The sequence below is a fragment of the Neomesorhizobium albiziae genome (genome assembly GCF_900114255.1).
In the GTDB taxonomy this organism is placed as follows: Bacteria; Pseudomonadota; Alphaproteobacteria; order Rhizobiales; family Rhizobiaceae; genus Neomesorhizobium; species Neomesorhizobium albiziae.
Window position 1 is genome coordinate 25,170 of the sequence record NZ_FOSL01000001.1, and the last position, 18,223, is coordinate 43,392.

At 63.0% G+C, this 18,223-nt stretch carries 17 protein-coding genes; 1 reads left to right on the forward strand and 16 read right to left on the reverse strand.

The window, feature by feature from the left end; genetic code table 11:
- The first annotated feature begins 15 nt into the window (after positions 1 to 15).
- Positions 16 to 1,044 (forward strand): DmpA family aminopeptidase, encoded by a 1,029-nt coding sequence (locus tag F3H98_RS00135; RefSeq protein WP_149757057.1) that lies wholly within the window; start codon positions 16 to 18, stop codon positions 1,042 to 1,044.
- Between the two features lie 35 nt (positions 1,045 to 1,079).
- On the opposite strand, the gene F3H98_RS00140 is transcribed toward F3H98_RS00135, so the two are convergent.
- The 16 genes from F3H98_RS00140 to nuoG all read right to left on the reverse strand — a co-directional run bounded on the left by F3H98_RS00140 (position 1,080) and on the right by nuoG (position 18,211).
- Complete coding sequence (locus tag F3H98_RS00140) at positions 1,080 to 1,760, reverse strand: ABC transporter ATP-binding protein (protein WP_149757059.1); 681 nt, start codon at positions 1,758 to 1,760, stop codon at positions 1,080 to 1,082.
- Position 1,761: 1 nt separating this feature from the next.
- Positions 1,762 to 3,069 carry a lipoprotein-releasing ABC transporter permease subunit gene (locus tag F3H98_RS00145; RefSeq protein ID WP_149757061.1) on the reverse strand — a complete coding sequence of 436 codons (1,308 nt, stop codon included), beginning with the start codon at positions 3,067 to 3,069 and terminating at the stop codon, positions 1,762 to 1,764.
- Positions 3,066 to 4,394 carry a proline--tRNA ligase gene (gene proS, locus F3H98_RS00150; RefSeq protein WP_149757064.1) on the reverse strand — a complete coding sequence of 443 codons (1,329 nt, stop codon included), beginning with the start codon at positions 4,392 to 4,394 and terminating at the stop codon, positions 3,066 to 3,068. The genes F3H98_RS00145 and proS overlap by 4 nt, the downstream gene beginning before the upstream one ends.
- A 454-nt stretch (positions 4,395 to 4,848) precedes the next feature.
- Positions 4,849 to 5,118 (reverse strand): DUF1467 family protein, encoded by a 270-nt coding sequence (locus F3H98_RS00155; RefSeq protein WP_149757066.1) that lies wholly within the window; start codon positions 5,116 to 5,118, stop codon positions 4,849 to 4,851.
- Between the two features lie 34 nt (positions 5,119 to 5,152).
- Positions 5,153 to 5,554 (reverse strand): methylmalonyl-CoA epimerase, encoded by a 402-nt coding sequence (gene mce, locus F3H98_RS00160; RefSeq protein WP_149757068.1) that lies wholly within the window; start codon positions 5,552 to 5,554, stop codon positions 5,153 to 5,155.
- A 142-nt stretch (positions 5,555 to 5,696) separates the two neighbouring features.
- On the reverse strand, positions 5,697 to 7,367 hold the full coding sequence (locus F3H98_RS00165; protein WP_149757070.1) for a ribonuclease J: 1,671 nt from the start codon (positions 7,365 to 7,367) through the stop codon (positions 5,697 to 5,699).
- 10 nt (positions 7,368 to 7,377) lie between these two features.
- On the reverse strand, positions 7,378 to 8,196 hold the full coding sequence (locus F3H98_RS00170) for a biotin--[acetyl-CoA-carboxylase] ligase (RefSeq protein WP_149757072.1): 819 nt from the start codon (positions 8,194 to 8,196) through the stop codon (positions 7,378 to 7,380).
- 156 nt (positions 8,197 to 8,352) lie between these two features.
- On the reverse strand, positions 8,353 to 9,783 hold the full coding sequence (gene nuoN, locus F3H98_RS00175) for an NADH-quinone oxidoreductase subunit NuoN (RefSeq protein WP_149757074.1): 1,431 nt from the start codon (positions 9,781 to 9,783) through the stop codon (positions 8,353 to 8,355).
- Positions 9,784 to 9,795: 12 nt separating this feature from the next.
- Positions 9,796 to 11,301, reverse strand: coding sequence for an NADH-quinone oxidoreductase subunit M (locus tag F3H98_RS00180; protein ID WP_149757076.1), 1,506 nt, complete (start codon positions 11,299 to 11,301; stop codon positions 9,796 to 9,798).
- A gap of 3 nt (positions 11,302 to 11,304) precedes the next feature.
- On the reverse strand, positions 11,305 to 13,320 hold the full coding sequence (nuoL, locus tag F3H98_RS00185; protein ID WP_149757078.1) for an NADH-quinone oxidoreductase subunit L: 2,016 nt from the start codon (positions 13,318 to 13,320) through the stop codon (positions 11,305 to 11,307).
- 10 nt (positions 13,321 to 13,330) lie between these two features.
- The gene (nuoK, locus tag F3H98_RS00190) at positions 13,331 to 13,639 is read right to left on the reverse strand and encodes an NADH-quinone oxidoreductase subunit NuoK (protein ID WP_149757080.1); all 309 of its coding nucleotides are present in this window, start codon (positions 13,637 to 13,639) and stop codon (positions 13,331 to 13,333) included.
- A gap of 2 nt (positions 13,640 to 13,641) precedes the next feature.
- Positions 13,642 to 14,262, reverse strand: coding sequence for an NADH-quinone oxidoreductase subunit J (locus tag F3H98_RS00195; protein WP_149757082.1), 621 nt, complete (start codon positions 14,260 to 14,262; stop codon positions 13,642 to 13,644).
- 127 nt (positions 14,263 to 14,389) lie between these two features.
- The gene (nuoI, locus tag F3H98_RS00200) at positions 14,390 to 14,881 is read right to left on the reverse strand and encodes an NADH-quinone oxidoreductase subunit NuoI (protein ID WP_149757084.1); all 492 of its coding nucleotides are present in this window, start codon (positions 14,879 to 14,881) and stop codon (positions 14,390 to 14,392) included.
- Position 14,882: 1 nt separating this feature from the next.
- The gene (locus F3H98_RS00205) at positions 14,883 to 15,074 is read right to left on the reverse strand and encodes a hypothetical protein (RefSeq protein ID WP_149757086.1); all 192 of its coding nucleotides are present in this window, start codon (positions 15,072 to 15,074) and stop codon (positions 14,883 to 14,885) included.
- Positions 15,074 to 16,120, reverse strand: coding sequence for an NADH-quinone oxidoreductase subunit NuoH (gene nuoH, locus F3H98_RS00210; protein ID WP_149757088.1), 1,047 nt, complete (start codon positions 16,118 to 16,120; stop codon positions 15,074 to 15,076). The genes F3H98_RS00205 and nuoH overlap by 1 nt, the downstream gene beginning before the upstream one ends.
- A 9-nt stretch (positions 16,121 to 16,129) precedes the next feature.
- Positions 16,130 to 18,211, reverse strand: coding sequence for an NADH-quinone oxidoreductase subunit NuoG (gene nuoG, locus F3H98_RS00215; protein WP_149757090.1), 2,082 nt, complete (start codon positions 18,209 to 18,211; stop codon positions 16,130 to 16,132).
- Between the last annotated feature and the right edge of the window lie 12 nt (positions 18,212 to 18,223).

Consider the following 18,223-nt stretch of genomic DNA (forward strand, 5'->3'; position numbering starts at 1 on the left):
CGGGGGAAATTCGCCATGTCGATGTTTGCACGCGAATTCGGGATCGTCTGCGGCACCCTGCCCACCGGCGCCGACAATGCCATCACCGATGTTCCGGGCGCGCTGGTCGGACACCACACGATCCGCGATGGCGAGATCAACACCGGCGTCACCGCCATCCTGCCGCATGGCGGAAACCTCTACCGCAGCAAGGTGCTTGCCGCGAGCGAGGTGTTCAACGGCTTCGGCAAGAGCACCGGCCTGGTGCAGGTCGACGAACTGGGCACGCTGGAAACGCCGATCCTGCTCACCAACACCTTTGGCGTCGGCGCCTGCGCCAACGCGCTGATAAGAGCGGCGATCGCGGCGAACCCGGACATTGGCCGCGAGACCGCGACCGTCAATCCCGTGGTCTGCGAATGCAACGACGGCGCGCTGAGCGACATCCAGGCGATGGCCGTCGGCGAGGAGCACGCCCGCATGGCGCTCGCTGCCGCGAGCGCCGAGGTCGCGGAAGGCAATGTCGGCGCGGGAACAGGCATGAGCTGCTTCGGCTTCAAGGGCGGCATCGGGACTGCGTCGCGCCGGCTGACGCTGGATGGCGGGACCTTTCATCTTGGCGTGCTCGTTCTTTCCAATTTCGGCAGGGCGGGCGATCTTGTGCTGCCGGACGGGCGCCGCCCTCACCCGAAGGCAACGGCCGCCGCCGAGAAAGGCTCGGTGATTGCCGTGCTGGCGACCGACATTCCAATGGAGCACCGCCAGCTGAGGCGCGTGACGCGCCGCTGCGGGGCAGGCCTCGCACGCCTTGGCGCTTATTGGGGCCACGGCAGCGGCGATATCGCCATCGGTTTCAGCACCGGCGTGCGCTTCGACCACGACGAGCCGAACGACTTCGTTACGATGAAAGTGCTGAACGAAAACCGCATCGACTCCGTGTTCCGCGCCGCGACCGAAGCCACGCAGGAGGCTGTGCTCAATTCGATGTGCGCCGCCGAGGCGATGCGCGGGCGTGATCGGCGATTGCGGCCCTCGCTTGCCGACTGGCTGCGCGCGAACGGTTGAGAATAAGAGCGTAACCCGGCACGGTGACGCGCCGGCTACAGCGTGACGACCTTGCCCTCGGCAAGCGTCACCCGCCGGTCCATGCGGCCGGCGAGTTCGTGGTTGTGGGTGGCGATGAGAGCCGAAAGGCCGGACTGGCGCACCAGCGCCTCCAGCGCCTCGAACACATAGGATGCCGTCACCGGGTCGAGGTTGCCGGTCGGCTCGTCGGCCAGAAGCACCAGCGGCGCATTGGCGACTGCGCGCGCGATGGCCACCCGCTGCTGTTCGCCGCCGGAAAGCTCGGACGGGCGATGATGCGCCCGCTTGCCGATCTTCATGTAGTCGAGCAACTGGGCCGCCCTGCCCTGCGCTTCGGCGACGGAGAGGCCGCGCACCAGCTGCGGCATCATGATGTTTTCCAGCGCCGAAAACTCCGGCAGCAGATGGTGGAACTGATAGACGAAGCCGATGTCGTTGCGGCGGATCGCCGTGCGTTCGTCGTCGGAGAGCCGGCCGCACGCCCTGCCCGCCAGGAGGACGTCGCCGGCGTCCGGCTTTTCCAGGAGGCCCGCCGTGTGCAGCAGCGTCGACTTGCCCGCACCCGACGGCGCAACCAGGGCGACCATCTCACCGCGCTTCAGCGAAAAGTCGGCATTGTTCAGGATGGTCAGCTTGCGCGACCCCTGAACGTAATGGCGTTCGACGCCCTTGAGTTCGATGATGGCGTCGGTCACGTCACTCGTACCTCAGCGCTTCGACCGGATCGAGCTTGGCGGCGCGCCAGGCAGGAAACAGGGTAGCGAGGAAGGACAGTACCAGCGCCATCAGGATCACCGAAACCGTCTCACGGAAATCCATGATCGCGGGCAACTGGCTCAGGAAATAGAGTTCCGGGTTGAAGATGGTCGTGCCCGACAGCCACGAGAAGAACTGCCGGATCGATTCGACGTTGAGGCATACGACGACGCCGAGCAGCACGCCGGCAAGCGTGCCGGTGACGCCGATCGCGGCTCCCGTCATCAGGAAGATACGCATCACCGAGCCGCTCGAGGCGCCCATCGTTCGCAGGATCGCGATGTCGCCGCCCTTGTCCTTCACCAGCATGATCAGGCCGGAAATGATGTTGAGCGCCGCCACCAGCACGATCAGCGTCAGGATCATGAACATCACGTTGCGCTCGACCTGCAGGGCCGAGAAGAAGGTCTGGTTGCGTTGCCGCCAGTCGGCCAGATAGAGCGGCCGCTGCGCCGCCGCTTCGACCAGAGGCTTGAGCGTGTCGATGCCGTCGGGATTGTCCGCGTAGATTTCGATGGTTTGCGCCTTGCCCTCCTGATTGAAGTAGAGCTGCGCCTCGGCAAACGGCATGAAGATGATCGACGCGTCGTATTCCGACATGCCGATCTCGAAGATCGCCACAACGGGATAAGCTTTCACGCGCGGCGTCGTGCCAAGCGGCGTGACGTCGCCGTCGGGCGAAATCAACGAAATGGTATCGCCCAGCGAAAGCCCCAGATTGTCGGCCATGCGGGTGCCGATCGCCACGCCTTCGCTGCCGTCGAAGCCGACGATCGAACCATACTTGATGTTGTCGGCGACCAATTTGATCTTAGCGAGATCGTCGCCGCGAATGCCCTTTACCAGCGCGCCGGTGCCCGGGCCGATCTGGCCGCTGGCAAAAATCTGCCCTTCGATCAGCGGCATCGCGAGCTTGACGCCGGGAACGCCGGCAATGCGTGCCGCGACCGCCTCGTAATCCTCGAGCGGCGTATCGACCGGCTGCATGATGAGGTGGCCGTTGATGCCGAGAATGCGGGTCAAAAGCTCGGCGCGAAAGCCGTTCATCACCGCCATCACGATGATCAGCGTGGCGACGCCCAGCATTATGCCTATGAAGGAAATCGAGGCGATCACCGAGATCACCGTTTCCTTGCGCTTCGAGCGCAGATAGCGCCAGGCGACCATGCGCTCGAAATACGAGAACGGCCCGGCGCCCTTGGGGCTTTTGGCCTGCACCGACGCGGTTCCTGCGGATGCCGCGCTCATGGCGTCGGTCCGAGCGACGCCAGCAGCGTCTCGATTTTCTTGGTGTCGCGCTCTCCGGTTGCGCGGCGCTTGACCTCGATTTCGCCGGCAGCGACGCCGCGCGGTCCGACGATGACCTGCCACGGAATGCCGATCAGGTCGGCTTTGGCGAATTTTGCGCCGGCGCGCTCGTCGGTATCGTCGAGGAGCACGTCCAGCCCTGCAGCTTGATGCGCAGCATAAAGATGCTCGCTGATGCGATCGCAATCGGCATCGCCCGGCTTCATGTTATTGATGACGACGTCGAAGGGCGCCACGCTTTCCGGCCAGATGATGCCGTTGTCGTCATGGCTTGCCTCGATGATCGCGGCGATCAGGCGCGTCGGGCCGATGCCGTAGGAGCCCATGGACACAAAATGCTCCTTGCCGTCCGGCCCCTGCACCTTCGCGTTCATCGGCTTCGAATATTTTTCGCCGAAGTGGAAGATGTGGCCGACCTCAATGCCGCGCGCCGAAAGCTGCTTGTCCGCGGGCACTGCCGTCCAGGCCGCCTCGTCATGCATCTCGTCGGTCGCCGCGTAGGGCGTGGTCCACTCCTTGACGATGCCGGCAATCTCGCCGTCGTTGGCGAAGTCGGTCGCTTCGCCCGGCACCGGCAGGTCGAGATAGTCCTTGTGGCAATAGACCTGGCTTTCACCAGTCTCGGCCAGGATGATGAATTCGTGGCTGAGATCGCCGCCGATCGGGCCGGTGTCGGCGCGCATCGGGATCGCCTTCAGGCCCATCCGGGTGAAGGTGCGGAGATAGGACACGAACATGCGGTTGTAGGCCGCCTTGGCGCCCTCGAAGTTCAGGTCGAAGGAATAAGCGTCCTTCATCAGGAACTCGCGGCCGCGCATCACGCCGAAGCGCGGCCGCACCTCGTCGCGGAACTTCCACTGGATATGGTAGAGATTGAGCGGCAGGTCCTTGTAGGACTTGACGTAGGAGCGGAAGATTTCCGTCACCATCTCCTCATTGGTCGGGCCGTACAGCATGTCCCGGTCCTGCCGGTCCTTGATGCGCAGCATTTCCTTGCCGTAGTCGTCGTAGCGGCCGCTTTCGCGCCACAGTTCGGCGGACTGGATCGTCGGCATCAGGATCTCCAGCGCCCCTGCCCGGTTCTGCTCCTCGCGGATGATCTGGCAGACCTTGTCCAGCACCCGTTTGCCGAGCGGCAGCATGGTGAAGGATCCCTGCCCCTGCTGACGGATCATGCCGGCCCGCAGCATCAGCCGATGCGAAACAATCTCCGCTTCGCGCGGGTTCTCTTTCAGAATAGGCAGGAAATAGCGCGAAAGCCGCATGAGGAATTCCGTCGAAAGTGGGATAAAACCGCCGGAATCGGCGGTCTCATGTCAGAACATGAATGCAAGCGCTTCATAGCCATTTCGTGGCGGAATGGAAACCCGATCCCGCGCAACGCGGCTGCGGCCTAAAGTGCGGGCATTCGCTGCCTTTCCATTGTGCATTGCAGCACATGATTGCCCGTTTCGAAGCAAAATTCTGCGTGACATTTTGTTTTGCGTTAGGCTAATGTGCCCCGATAACTGAGAGAGTAGAGGCAAATCTACTCTCCTGCGCGGTCAAAGTCTTGGGAGGATGCGATCCTGGCGCGGTAACTCGCAGCCGCCGGATCACCGGAAATCGGATCGGACGCGTTTAACTGCAAGGCCTTGTGCCTTGCATTTTTTTTGGGCTGTTCGTTGCTTTGCCGGCTTTGGTTACTTGCCTTATGCTGGCAAGTAACAATGCATCCGCTCAGTTGCCCTTCGGCACAAAACGCGGAATATCGTCGAAGCTGTAACCCAGACCTTTGGTCAGCCCGTAAAAAACCGCGACGATCAGCACGGAAACGATGGTCGTGCGGATAACCGCCTTCAGCATATGGGCGCCGCGCGGCGCGCTGGACACAGTGCCCAGCGTCACGTCCTTCTCGTCATCCTGCGTGCGCAGGCCGAACGGCAGCATGGCAAACAGGACCGTCCACCAGATGATGAAGAAAACCGCGAGAAACGATACCCAGGTCATCGGTTCGTCCTGATCTTTTTCCTGCGAGCGAAGGTCAAGCTTGCTCCAGTTCGACGAGCGTACCCATAAAATCCTTGGGATGCAGGAAAAGCACCGGCTTTCCGTGTGCGCCGATCTTCGGGTTGCCGTCGCCCAGAACGCGGGCGCCGGCGGCGGTGAGACGATCGCGCGCGGCGATGATGTCATCTACTTCGTAGCAGACATGGTGCATGCCGCCAGCCGGATTCTTGGCCAGGAACGCCGCGATCGGCGAATCGCCCAGCGGTTCCAGCAACTCGATCTTGGTGTTGCCGAGGTCGATGAAGACAACGGTGACGCCATGTTCCGGCAACGCCTGCGGCGCAGTCACACTGGCACCCAGCGTGTCGCGATAGACAGCACTTGCCGCGGCGATGTCAGGCACGGCAATGGCGACATGGTTGAGGCGTCCGAGCATCAGTGGGTTCCGTTACCATGAATGGTGAATGGTGAATGGTGAATGGATTGGACTGTCGCAGCCTTAGCCAGGCAACGTAATCCATATCTACGATCCACTGTGAGCGGTCGTTTAGACCATTCACCATTCACCATTTTTCCATTCACCTTGTGACAAACACCGTCACCAGCGGCTTCTTGCCCCACGCTTCGTTTGCGGCGCCACGAACGGCGCGGCGCACAGCCTCCGAAACGAGGTCCAGGTCTTTTCGGCGCTGGCGCGGTATGGAGTCCACCGCGCCGATTGCCGCATCGAGCATCAGGTCTTCGAGATCCTCGCCCCGCGCATCTTCAAGCGCGACGCCGATGGCGACCAGATCCGGGTCTCCGGCGAGCTCGTATTTCTCGTCGAGCACGACATTCACCGCGACATGCCCGGCAAACGACAGCTTGCGCCGGTCGCGAATGCCGACGGCCTCGTCGGAACCGATCAACTTGCCGTCCTTGTAGATGCGGCCGAACGGCACCTGGTCGATGATCTCGGCCGCTCCCGGTGAAAGCCGCAGCATGTCGCCATTGCGCACCTGGGCCACCTCCTTGATGCCCGACATGGCCATCAGAGAACCCTGCGCCACCAGATGGGCGGCTTCACCGTGAACCGGCACGCCGATCCTGGGCCGCACCCATTCGTACATGCGCTTCAGTTCGTTGCGGCGCGGGTGGCCGGACACATGCACCAGAGCGTCGCCGTCTTCGATGATCTTAACGCCCTGGTCGATCAGGCCGTTCTTGATTTCGAGGATCGCCTTCTCGTTGCCGGGAATGGTGCGCGAGGAAAACACCACCGTGTCGCCCGGCGACAGCGCGACCGTCTTCATTTCGTCGCGGGCGAGCTTGGCGAGCGCCGCGCGCTGCTCGCCCTGGCTGCCGGTGCAGATGATCACCAGGTTCTCGCGCGGGATGAAACCATAATCCTCCTCGGCGATGAATTCCGGCAGGCCGTCCATGTAGCCGAGCTCGTCCGAAACGCTGATGACGCGTTTCAGCGAACGGCCAAGTATCAGAACCTGCCGCCCACAATCACGCGCGGCTTCGGCGATCGAACGGATGCGCCCGACATTGGAGGAGAAGGTGGTGACGGCCACGCGGCCCTTGGCCTCCTCGATCACCTTGCGCAGGCCTTTGCCCACCTCCTGTTCGGCCGGCGAATCTCCTTCGCGCATGGCGTTGGTGGAATCGCAGACAAGCGCCAGCACGCCTTTGTCGCCGAGCGCGCGGAAACGCGCCTCGTCGGTCATCGGGCCAATTTCGGGCGCCGGATCGATCTTCCAGTCGCCGGTATGGACGACGGTGCCGGCGGGCGTGGTGATCGCCAGCGACACCGGCTCCGGAATGGAGTGGGTGACCGCCACCGCTTCTATCTCGAACGGTCCGACCGTGAACGTTTCGCCGGCCCGGTAGATGTTCACCGGAATTTGCGGCGCCCCCTGCTCCGATTGCCGCTTCGCTTCGAGCAGGCCGGCCGTGAACGGCGTCATCCAGCATGGCGCCTTGAGCTTGGGCCACAGATCGTGCAGCGCGCCGTAGTGATCTTCATGCGCGTGGGTGATGACGATGCCTTTGAGGCTGCCGAGCTGCTCCTCGATATAGCGGATGTCGGGCAGCACCAGATCGACGCCCGGCAGTTCGGGTCCGGGGAACGTCACGCCGACATCGACGATGATCCATTCGCGTTTCGATGCCGGACCGTAGCCATACAGCGCGAAATTCATGCCGATCTCGCCGACACCGCCCAACGGGACAAACACCAGCTCGTTGTTGTCGCCTTTTGCCATGTTCAGCCTTTCAATCCGCGTCCGCGGAGGCGACGGCGCCAAAATGGACGTCGCCAACGGCAATCCGCAATTCAACGCCTTGCCTGTCGCGGATCACGAACTGGCAATCGCTGTCGATCGTTTCAAAAATTCCCCGGACGATGCGGCCATCCTGCCTCACCGCCACTTCGCTGCCGAGCCCGGCCGCCTGGTCCAGCCAGCGCCGCCTGATGTCGTCCAGGCCACGCCCTTCCGCCCAGCGCGCATGGTTGTCCACCCAAGCGTCCGACAGCGCCAGGAACAGGGTCTCGGCGTCGCAATCCGCGCCGAGCGCCCGCAGCGAGGTCGCCGGATAAGGCACATCATCGGGGTAGGCCACGACATTCACCCCGATGCCGACCGCGATGGCAAAACGCCCATCGGGCAAAAGCATCGATTCCAGCAATATGCCGGAGAGCTTCGCCCCATGCGCCAGAACGTCGTTCGGCCACTTCAGCTCGAAGCGATTTCGCCCTGCCCCGCCGCCGTCGATGCCAACGGAAAGCTTTTTTTGCGGCACGACCGCGTTGAGCGCATCGGCAAGCGCCAGACCCGCGACGAAGCCAAGGGTCGCTGCAATCTTCGGCTCGTAGCGGCCGACGACCAGCACCGTTGCGGCGAGATTCCCCTCCGGCGTCTGCCACGGCCGACCGCGCCGTCCCCTGCCCGCTTCCTGCTTCTTCGAGACGATCCAGAGCTTGCCCGGATCGCCCGCCTGCGCACGCTGCAGGGCGACCGCGTTGGTCGAGCCGATCGTGTCGAAGGCTTCGAGGCGATAGTTTTCGGCCGTGGGAGCGAGCGCGAAGGTCATCGGATCAGCTCTCTTCTCCCCGTTTACGGGGAGAAGATGCCGGCAGGCAGATGAGGGGCTGCGTTAACTCCCCAAGGCCGGCGCTGCCCCTCATCCGACCCTTCGGGTCACCTTCTCCCCGTGAACGGGGAGAAGGGATAAAGGGCAGCTTCGCCATCAGAAGAAGGTCTTGGCGGCCGCGCCCGCCATGGCGCCGATCGGGCCGCCGATCAGCACATAGAACAGCACGAAGGCGCCGGAGAGGCCGAGCACCACCCTGAGTTCGCCGGCCATCGGCTGGAAAGCGCCGACCGGCTCGTCGAACCACATGATCTTGATGATGCGCAGATAATAATAAGCGCCAACCACCGACGTCAGCACGCCGATCACAGCCAGCGCGTAGAGCTTGGCGTCGATGGCGGCCAGGAACACGTACCATTTCCCCCAAAAGCCCGCGAGCGGCGGGATGCCAGCCAGCGAGAACATCAAAATGGTGAGGACCGTCGCCATCGCCGGGTTGGTGGCAGCAAGGCCGGCCAGTTCGTTGATCTGCTCGACATTCCGGTCGTTGCGGCGCATGGCCAGGATGAAGGCGAAGGTGCCGAGCGTCATCGCCAGGTAGATCAGCATGTAGATGGCGACGCCGCGCACGCCGGCCTCGGAATTCGCAGCCAGGCCCACGAGCGCGAAACCGACATGGCCGATGGACGAATAGGCCATCAGCCGCTTGATGTTGGTCTGGCCAATCGCGGCAAAGGAGCCGAGCGCCATCGAGGCGATGGCGATGAAGACGACGATCTGCTGCCAGTCGGCGGCGATCGGCTCGAACGCCCCCATCGTGGCGCGCACGGTCAGCGCCATCGCCGCCATCTTGGGAGCCGCGGCCATGAAGGCTGTCACCGGCGTCGGCGCGCCCTCATAGACGTCGGGCGTCCACATGTGGAACGGCACGGCCGAGATCTTGAACGCCAGGCCGGCGAGCACGAAGACCAGGCCGAACACCAGGCCGAGCTGCCGCTCCGCGCCGGTCAGCGCCTCGGCGATGGCTTCGAAGCCGGTATTGCCGGTGTAGCCGTAGACGAGGCTGATGCCGTAGAGCAGCATGCCCGACGACAGCGCGCCCAGCACGAAATATTTGAGGCCCGCTTCGGTGGAGCGCAGGCTGTCGCGGTTGATGGCGGCCAGCACATAGATCGCCAGCGACTGCAGCTCAACGCCGAGATAGAGCGTCAGCATGTCGTTGGCCGAGATCATCAGCATCATGCCAAGCGTCGACAAAAGGATGAGCACCGGGAATTCGAACTTGTCGAACTTTTCCTGCCGGGCGAAGGAGAGCGACATGATCAGCGTGATTGCCGAGCCGACCAGCGCCAGGAGCTTCATGAAGCGCGAGAACGGATCGCTGACGAAGGCATCGTTGAAAGCGGAGCCGTCCTGCGGATTAAGCAGCATCCAGCCGGCGGCGACGAGCAGCAGCACGGCTGCAAGCACGCTGATCGTCGTGTTCATGCGCTCGCTGGAATAGACGCCGAGCATCAAGAGCACCATCGCGCCGACCGCGATGATCAGTTCCGGTGTCGCCAGCGAAAGGCTCGTTGAAAGATCCATGGTCCGGCCTTGTCAGTTCGCCGCCGCGCTCTGCGCAGCACCCAGCGATACGGTGATGTTGTTGACCAGCGACTTGACCGATTCCGATGTCGCATCGAACACCGGAGCCGGATAGACGCCGAAGAAAATGACGAGGACCGCCAGCGGATAGATGATCGCCTTCTCGCGCACGGACAGATCGAGCAGTCCCTTCAGGCTTTCCTTGGTCAGCGCGCCGAAGATCACCTTGCGGTAGAGCCAGAGTGCGTAGGCCGCCGACAGGATGACGCCGCTGGCGGCGAACAGCGCCACCCAGGTGTTCACCTTGAAGATGCCGAGCAGCGTCAGGAATTCGCCGATGAAGCCCGAGGTGCCCGGCAGGCCGACATTGGCCATGGTGAAGATCATGAACACCACGGCGTATTTCGGCATGTTGTTGACCAGCCCGCCATAGGCGGCGATCTCGCGGGTGTGCATGCGGTCGTAGACGACGCCGACGCACAGGAACAGCGCGCCCGAGACCAGGCCGTGCGACAGCATCTGGAAGATCGAACCCTGGATGCCCTCCTGGTTCATCGCGAAGATGCCCATGGTCACGTAGCCCATATGGGCTACCGACGAATAGGCGATCAGCTTCTTCATGTCCTCCTGCATCAACGCCACCAGCGAGGTGTAGATGATGGCGACGATCGACAGCGTGAACACGAACGGTGCGAAATATTCCGAGGCAAGCGGGAACATCGGCAGCGAGAAGCGCAGGAAGCCGTAACCGCCCATCTTCAACAGGATCGCAGCCAGAATCACCGAGCCCGCCGTCGGCGCCTCGACGTGTGCGTCGGGCAGCCAGGTATGCACCGGCCACATCGGCATCTTCACCGCGAACGAGGCGAAGAAGGCGAGCCATAGCCATGTCTGCATGTTGGCGGGGAAGTCGTGCGTCAACAGCGTCGGGATGTCCGTGGTGCCGGCCTGCCAGAACATCGCCATGATGGCGAGCAGCATCAGCACCGAGCCGAGCAGCGTGTAGAGGAAAAACTTGAAGCTCGCATAGACGCGGCGCTTGCCGCCCCAGACGCCGATGATGATGAACATCGGGATCAGGCCGGCTTCGAAGAACACGTAGAAGAGCACGATGTCGAGCGCGCAGAAGACGCCGATCATCAGCGTTTCCAGAAGCAGGAAGGCGATCATGTACGCCTTGACGCGCTTCTGTACCGCTTCCCAGCTGGCCAGGATGCAGAGCGGCATAAGGAACGTCGTCAGAATGACGAACAGCATCGAAATGCCGTCGACGCCCATGTGGTAGGAGATGCCCGAATCCAGCCATTCGCGCTTTTCGACGAACTGGAAGCCCGGATCGGCATTATCGAAGCCCGTCCAGATGAAGAGCGACAGCACGAAGGTGACGATCGTCGTCCACAGCGCGATCATGCGCACATTGCGGCGCGCGCTTTCATTGTCGTCGCGCACGAACAGGATCAGCAGCACGCCGACCAGGGGCAGGAATGTGACCGCGGAAAGGATTGGCCAGTCGGTCATGATCTAGAACGAGCTCCCGAGCATCATCCAGGTGACCAGCGCCGCGACCCCGATCAGCATTGCAAAGGCATAGTGGTAGAGATAGCCGCTCTGCAGCCTGACGACATTGCGGGTGACGTCGATGACGCGCGCCGATACACCATCCGGCCCCAGGCCGTCGATGAACCAGCCATCGCCCTTCTTCCACAGGAAGGTGCCGAGCCGCTTGGCCGGCCTGACGAACAGGAAGTCGTAGAGCTCGTCGAAGTACCACTTGTTGAGCAGGAAGGCATAGAGCCCGCGATGCTGGGCGGCGAGCTGCTTCGGCGTTTCCGGCGAGCGGATGTAGAACTGATAGGCGACGAAGAAGCCGGCGAGCATGGCGACGAAGGGCGCCAGCTTCACCCACACCGGCACATCGTGGAAATCGTGCAGGATATGGTTGTCAGGTAGCGTGAACAGCGCGGTCTTCCAGAAATCCTCATAACCTTCGCCGATGAAGGCGCCGTGGAAGAGCACGCCCGCAAACAGCGCGCCGGCGGCCAGGATGACCAGCGGCACCAGCATGACCGGCGGCGATTCATGCACGTGGTGCATGACCTCGTGGCTGGCGCGCGGCTTGCCATGGAAGGTCATGAAGATCAGGCGCCACGAATAGAAGCTGGTGAAGCAGGCGGCGATCGTCAGCATGATGAAAGCGAAGCCGGCGATCGGGCTGTGGGCGATGAAGGCGCCTTCGATGATGGCGTCCTTGGAGAAGAAGCCCGCGGTGCCGATGATGGTGAGCGGGAGGCCGACACCGGTCAGCGCCAGCGTGCCGATGATCATCATCCAGTAGGTATAGGGGATCAGCTTCCTCAACCCGCCCATGTTGCGCATGTCCTGTTCGTCGGAAACCGCGTGGATGACCGAGCCGGAACCGAGGAACAGCAGCGCCTTGAAGAAGGCGTGGGTGAACAGGTGGAAGATCGCGGCCGAATAGAAGCCCATGCCCAACGCCACGAACATGTAGCCGAGCTGCGAGCAGGTCGAATAGGCGATCACCCGCTTGATGTCGTTCTGCACGAGGCCAACGGTCGCCGCGAAGAAAGCCGTGAAGGCGCCGATGAACGTCACCACCACCAGCGCGGTGTGCGACAGCTCGAACAGCGGCGACAGGCGCGCCAGCATGAAAACGCCGGCGGTCACCATGGTGGCGGCATGGATCAGCGCCGACACGGGCGTCGGGCCTTCCATGGCGTCCGGCAGCCAGGTGTGCAGCGGCACCTGCGCCGACTTGCCCATCGCGCCCATGAAGAGCAGCAGGCAGACGACGGTGAGTGCGGACTGCTTGTCCAGCGCATAGCCGAGGAAATTCAGCACCGTCTCGCCATGTTCGGCCGCCGCCGCACCGGCTTCCGCGCCATGCGGGGCAGCCGGAATGAACGACGCCGCGTTGGCGAAGATCGTGTCCAGATTGACCGAGCCGAACAGGACGAAGACGCCGAAAATGCCAAGGATGAAGCCGAAATCGCCGATGCGGTTGACGACGAACGCCTTGATTGCGGCGGCATTGGCAGACGGCTTCTTGTACCAGAAGCCGATCAGCAGATAGGAGGCAAGGCCGACACCTTCCCATCCGAAGAACATCTGGACGAGATTTCCGGCCGTCACCAGCATCAGCATGGCGAAGGTGAACAGCGACAGATAGGCGAAGAAGCGCGGCCGGTCCGGATCGTGGTGCATGTAGCCGATCGAATAGATGTGCACCAGCGCCGAGACGGTGTTGACCACCACCAGCATGACTACCGTCAGCGTGTCGATGCGCAGCGCCCAGTCGGCTTCGAACGAGCCCGACTGGATGAAGCGCAGCACCGGCACGGTGAAGGTTTCGGTCTCGGAAAAGCCGACCGAGAAGAAGGCGACCCAGGACAGCACGGCCGACACCACCAGGAAACCCGAGGTGATGTATTCCGAGGCCTTGGCGCCGATCTGATTGCCGAACAGGCCGGCGATCAGGAAGCCGAGAAGCGGAAGGAAGACGATGGCGTTGTAAAGCATCTTGACCCCGTCAGCCCTTCATCATGTTGACGTCTTCGACCGCGATGGAGCCGCGGTTGCGGAAGAAGACGACGAGAATGGCAAGCCCGATCGCCGCTTCGGCGGCGGCGACCGTCAGTACGAACAGCGCGAAGACCTGCCCGACGAGATCGCCGAGCGCGGCCGAAAACGCCACGAAATTGATGTTCACGGCAAGCAGGATGAGCTCGATCGACATCAGGATGATGATGATGTTCTTGCGGTTCAGGAAGATGCCGAACACGCCAAGCGTGAACAGCACGGCCGAAACGGTCAGATAGTGTGCGATGCCGACGACCATCGTTAGATTCCCTTGCCCGTTTCGACCTTCTTGACCTCGATCGCGGTGGCCGGCGTGCGCGCCACCTGCGCCGGGATCGACTGGCGCTTGACCCCTTCCTTGTGGCGCAGCGTCAACACGATGGCGCCGATCATGGCGACCAGGAGCACGAGGCCGGCGATCTGGAAGAAGAAGATGTAGTCCGTGTAGAGGATGTCGCCGAGGGCTGCCGTGTTGTGCCTCACTGCGATATCCGGGGTTGGCGCGGCGACGCCGCCGGCAAGCTGCGGCGCGAACGCGTAACCGCCGAGCACGACGATCAATTCAGCCGCCAGGATGAGCCCGACCAGCGCGCCTACCGGCGCATATTGCAGCGCGCCGCTCTTCAGTTCGGCGAAATCGACATCGAGCATCATCACCACGAAGAGGAAGAGCACGGCGACCGCGCCGACGTAGACGACGAGCAAAATCATCGCCAGGAATTCGGCCCCCATCAGAAGGAACAGGCCCGCCGCATTGAAGAAGGTGAGGATGAGGTAGAGCACCGAATGCACGGGGTTGCGCGCGGAGATGACCATGAAGGCCGCTCCGATCAGAATGAAGGCAAAGAGGTAGAAAAATGCCGCCTCTAGTCCGTTCAGCATGGGTTTCCCGATCTTCCTGAGAAGGATGCCGAAGCACCCTGCTCCTCTCTGGCCCTGCACCCCGCCTCCGGTTGCCGAGCCGCGTGTTCCTTAGACGAGCATCCCGCGCCCGTCCATCGTTCAAAGTTCACCGGTACGGCGCATCCAAAGCGATGTTGCGCGCGATCTCGCGCTCCCACCGGTCGCCGTTCGCCAGCAGCTTGTCCTTGTCGTAATAGAGCTCTTCGCGCGTTTCCGTCGCGAATTCGAAATTCGGCCCCTCGACGATCGCGTCGACCGGGCAGGCCTCCTGGCAGAAGCCGCAATAGATGCACTTCACCATATCGATGTCGTAGCGCACGGTGCGGCGGGTGCCGTCATTGCGACGCGGGCCAGCCTCGATGGTGATGGCCTGCGCCGGGCAGATGGCTTCGCACAGCTTGCAGGCAATGCAACGCTCTTCGCCGTTGGGATAGCGGCGCAGCGCATGCTCGCCGCGGAAGCGCGGAGAGATCGGCCCCTTCTCGTGCGGATAGTTCAGCGTCGCCTTGGGCGCGAAGAACTGCCGCATCGACAGGAAGAAGGCGCCGACGAAATCCTTCAAAAGCAGCGACTTGGCGGCTTGGGCTAGCGCTGACATGTCATTCTCCAGCAAATAGCGGGCCGACGAACCAGCCCACGAGCGGCATCAGCACGAACTGGCTGAGGCCGGTAATATTGAGGACGCGTTTGGTCTCAGGCAGATCGACGCGGCTGGCGAGCAGGCGAAGCAGCGCGAAATCGACAGCCGCTATCACCAAACCCACCAATGCGCCGACCAGCGAAGCCGACATCACGCCGCCCCCGCGAGTTTGAGGACTACCGCCGTGATGACCACCATCGCCAGCGAGATCGGCAGGAATACCTTCCAGCCCAGGCGCATCAGCTGGTCGTAGCGGTAGCGCGGCACGAAGGACTTCACCATGGCGAACATGAAGAACACCATGCACACTTTCAGCACGAACCAGATGACACCCGGCACCCAGGTGAACGGCGCGAAGTCGAACGGCGGCAACCATCCGCCGAGGAACAGGATCGTGGTGAGCGCGCACATCAGGACGATCGCGACATATTCGCCGAGGAAGAACAGCAGGAACGGCGTCGACGAATATTCGATCATGTGGCCGGCCACGAGTTCCGACTCGGCCTCGACCAGATCGAAAGGCGGGCGGTTCGTCTCGGCCAGCGCCGAGATGAAGAAGACGATGAACATCGGGAACAGCACCAGCCAGTTCCAGTCGAGGAACGTGTTGGGCAGGCCGAGACGGGTGCCGAGGCCGTCGCCTTGCGAAAGCACGATGTCGGTGAGGTTCAGCGAGCCGACGGTCAAAAGAACGCAGACGATGACGAAGCCGATCGAGACTTCGTAGGACACCATCTGCGCGGCGGAGCGCAGCGCGCCGAGGAACGGATATTTCGAGTTCGACGCCCAGCCGCCCATGATGACGCCGTAGACTTCCAGCGACGAGATGGCGAAGACGTAGAGAATGCCGACATTGACGTTGGCGATGGCCCAGCCGTCAGCAACGGGAATGACCGCCCAGGCGGCCAGCGCCAGCACCGCCGAAACCACCGGGGCCAGCAGGAAGACGCCCTTGTTGGCACCGGACGGAATGACCGGCTCCTTGAAGACGAACTTCAGAAGGTCGGCGAATGCCTGCAGGAGGCCCCATGGCCCGACGACGTTGGGACCGCGGCGCAGCTGCACCGCCGCCCAGATCTTGCGGTCGGCATAAAGGATGTAGGCCACGAAGATCAGCAGGACGACGATCAGCACGACCGACTTCAACAGGATGATCAGCGCCGGCAGCACGTAGAAGGAGAAAAATGTGTCTTCCATGCCCCGCCCTTACTCGGCTGCCTGCTTGAAGCCGCCCTTCGCCAGGGCCGAACATTCGGCCATGACGGCGGAGGCCCGCGCGATCGGGTTCGTCAGATAGAAGTCTTTCACCGGCGAGGCAAATGCTGTCTTGCCAAGACGCCCGCCAAGCTTGGCTGCCGCCGAAACCGCACCCGCATCCGCCGGGGCGATTCTGTCGACGCCTGCGAAATGCGGGAACTCGGCATGCAGCCGGGTGCGCAACTGCGCCAGCGAATCGAACGGCAGCTTCTTGCCGAGCACGTCGGAAAGCGCCCTGAGTATAGCCCAGTCTTCCTTGGCCTCGCCAGGCGCGAACCCGGCACGGTTGGTCTGCTGTACGCGGCCTTCGGTGTTGACGTAGGTGCCGGACTTTTCGGTGTAGGCAGCCCCCGGCAACACGACGTCGGCGCGGTGCGCGCCGGCATCACCGTGCGAGCCGATATAGACGACAAAGGTTTCGACCGCCTTCTTGAGATCGATCTCGTCGGCGCCAAGCAGGAACAGCACGTCGGACGATCCGAGCATCTCGGCAGCGTCCTTGCCGCCTTGGCCCGGCACGAAGCCGAGATCGAGGCCACCGACGCGGGCAGCTGCCGTATGCAACACGGCAAAGCCGTTCCACTCCGGCGTTGCCGCACCGACCGCCGCGGCGAGTTTCGCCGCAAGGCCGAGCACCGCCTTGCCGTCGGCGCGGGCCAGAGCCCCCTGCCCGACGATGATCAGCGGGTGCGACGCCTGCTTCAGCACCTGGAAGAATTTGCCGGCGCCATCGGCCAGTTCCTTCAGCGTCTCCGGTCCCGCGCCAAGCTGCTCGTAATCGTATCTGAGGTCGCCGACATCGCCGATCACGCCGACCGGCAGGTTGCCGATGCGCCAGCGCTTGCGGATACGGGCATTAAGCACCGACGCCTCGAAGCGGGGATTGGCGCCGATGATGAGCACGGCGTCCGCCTGCTCGATGCCTTCGATGGTCGGGTTGAAGACATAGCTGGCGCGGCCGAGCGTCGGGTCGAGCGCGGCGCCATCCTGGCGGCAGTCGATGTTGGCGGAGCCGAGCGACAGCATCAAAAGCTTGAGCGCATACATTTCCTCGACGGTCGCAAGATCGCCGGCAATCGCGCCGATCCTTTCAACACTGGCCTTGTCGACGGCCTTTTTCACCGCCGCGAAGGCTTCCGGCCAGGTCGCCGGCTTCAGCTTGCCGCCCGAGCGGACATAGGGGCGGTCGAGACGCTGGGTGCGCAACCCGTCCCAGATGAAGCGGGTCTTGTCGGAGATCCACTCCTCGTTCACCTCTTCGTTGACGCGCGGCATGATGCGCATCACCTCGCGGCCCCGGCTATCGACGCGGATCGCCGACCCGACCGCATCCATGACGTCGATCGACTCCGTCTTGGTCAGTTCCCACGGCCGCGCCTGGAAGGCGTAGGGCTTGGAGGTCAGCGCGCCGACCGGGCAGAGGTCGATGACGTTGCCCTGCAGTTCCGAGGTCATCGCCTGTTCGAGATAGGTGGTGATCTCGGCATCCTCGCCGCGGCCGATCAGGCCAAGTTCGGAAATGCCGGCAACCTCGGTGGTGAAGCGTACGCACCGCGTGCAGTGGATGCAGCGGTTCATGATCGTCTTCACCAGCGGGCCGATATACTTGTCTTCGACAGCGCGCTTGTTCTCGTGATAGCGCGAGGCGTCGACGCCGAAGGCCATCGCCTGGTCCTGCAGGTCGCATTCGCCGCCCTGGTCGCAGATCGGGCAATCCAGCGGATGGTTGATCAGCAGGAATTCCATGACTCCCTCGCGGGCCTTCTTCACCATCGGCGTGTTGGTGAAGATTTCCGGCGCCTCGCCGTTGGGACCGGGACGCAGGTCGCGCACGCCCATGGCGCAGGAGGCCGCCGGCTTCGGCGGTCCGCCCTTCACCTCGACCAGGCACATGCGGCAATTGCCGGCGATCGACAGCCGCTCGTGAAAGCAGAAACGCGGCACCTCGGCGCCCGCCTCTTCCGCCGCCTGCAGCAACGTATAGTGGTCGGGTACCTCGATCTCTTTGCCATCGACCTTGAGTTTCGCCATTGTCTTTCCCCG

Coding starts and splice junctions, on each gene's coding strand:
- F3H98_RS00135 (WP_149757057.1), top strand. CDS start 16: ATGTCGATGTTTGCACGCGAATTCGGGATCGTCTGCGGCACCCTGCCC.
- F3H98_RS00145 (WP_149757061.1), bottom strand. CDS start 3,069: ATGAGCGCGGCATCCGCAGGAACCGCGTCGGTGCAGGCCAAAAGCCCC.
- proS (WP_149757064.1), bottom strand. CDS start 4,394: ATGCGGCTTTCGCGCTATTTCCTGCCTATTCTGAAAGAGAACCCGCGC.
- F3H98_RS00155 (WP_149757066.1), bottom strand. CDS start 5,118: ATGACCTGGGTATCGTTTCTCGCGGTTTTCTTCATCATCTGGTGGACG.
- mce (WP_149757068.1), bottom strand. CDS start 5,554: ATGCTCGGACGCCTCAACCATGTCGCCATTGCCGTGCCTGACATCGCC.
- F3H98_RS00165 (WP_149757070.1), bottom strand. CDS start 7,367: ATGGCAAAAGGCGACAACAACGAGCTGGTGTTTGTCCCGTTGGGCGGT.
- F3H98_RS00170 (WP_149757072.1), bottom strand. CDS start 8,196: ATGACCTTCGCGCTCGCTCCCACGGCCGAAAACTATCGCCTCGAAGCC.
- nuoN (WP_149757074.1), bottom strand. CDS start 9,783: ATGGATCTTTCAACGAGCCTTTCGCTGGCGACACCGGAACTGATCATC.
- F3H98_RS00180 (WP_149757076.1), bottom strand. CDS start 11,301: ATGACCGACTGGCCAATCCTTTCCGCGGTCACATTCCTGCCCCTGGTC.
- nuoL (WP_149757078.1), bottom strand. CDS start 13,320: ATGCTTTACAACGCCATCGTCTTCCTTCCGCTTCTCGGCTTCCTGATC.
- nuoK (WP_149757080.1), bottom strand. CDS start 13,639: ATGGTCGTCGGCATCGCACACTATCTGACCGTTTCGGCCGTGCTGTTC.
- F3H98_RS00195 (WP_149757082.1), bottom strand. CDS start 14,262: ATGCTGAACGGACTAGAGGCGGCATTTTTCTACCTCTTTGCCTTCATT.
- nuoI (WP_149757084.1), bottom strand. CDS start 14,881: ATGTCAGCGCTAGCCCAAGCCGCCAAGTCGCTGCTTTTGAAGGATTTC.
- F3H98_RS00205 (WP_149757086.1), bottom strand. CDS start 15,074: ATGTCGGCTTCGCTGGTCGGCGCATTGGTGGGTTTGGTGATAGCGGCT.
- nuoH (WP_149757088.1), bottom strand. CDS start 16,120: ATGGAAGACACATTTTTCTCCTTCTACGTGCTGCCGGCGCTGATCATC.
- nuoG (WP_149757090.1), bottom strand. CDS start 18,211: ATGGCGAAACTCAAGGTCGATGGCAAAGAGATCGAGGTACCCGACCAC.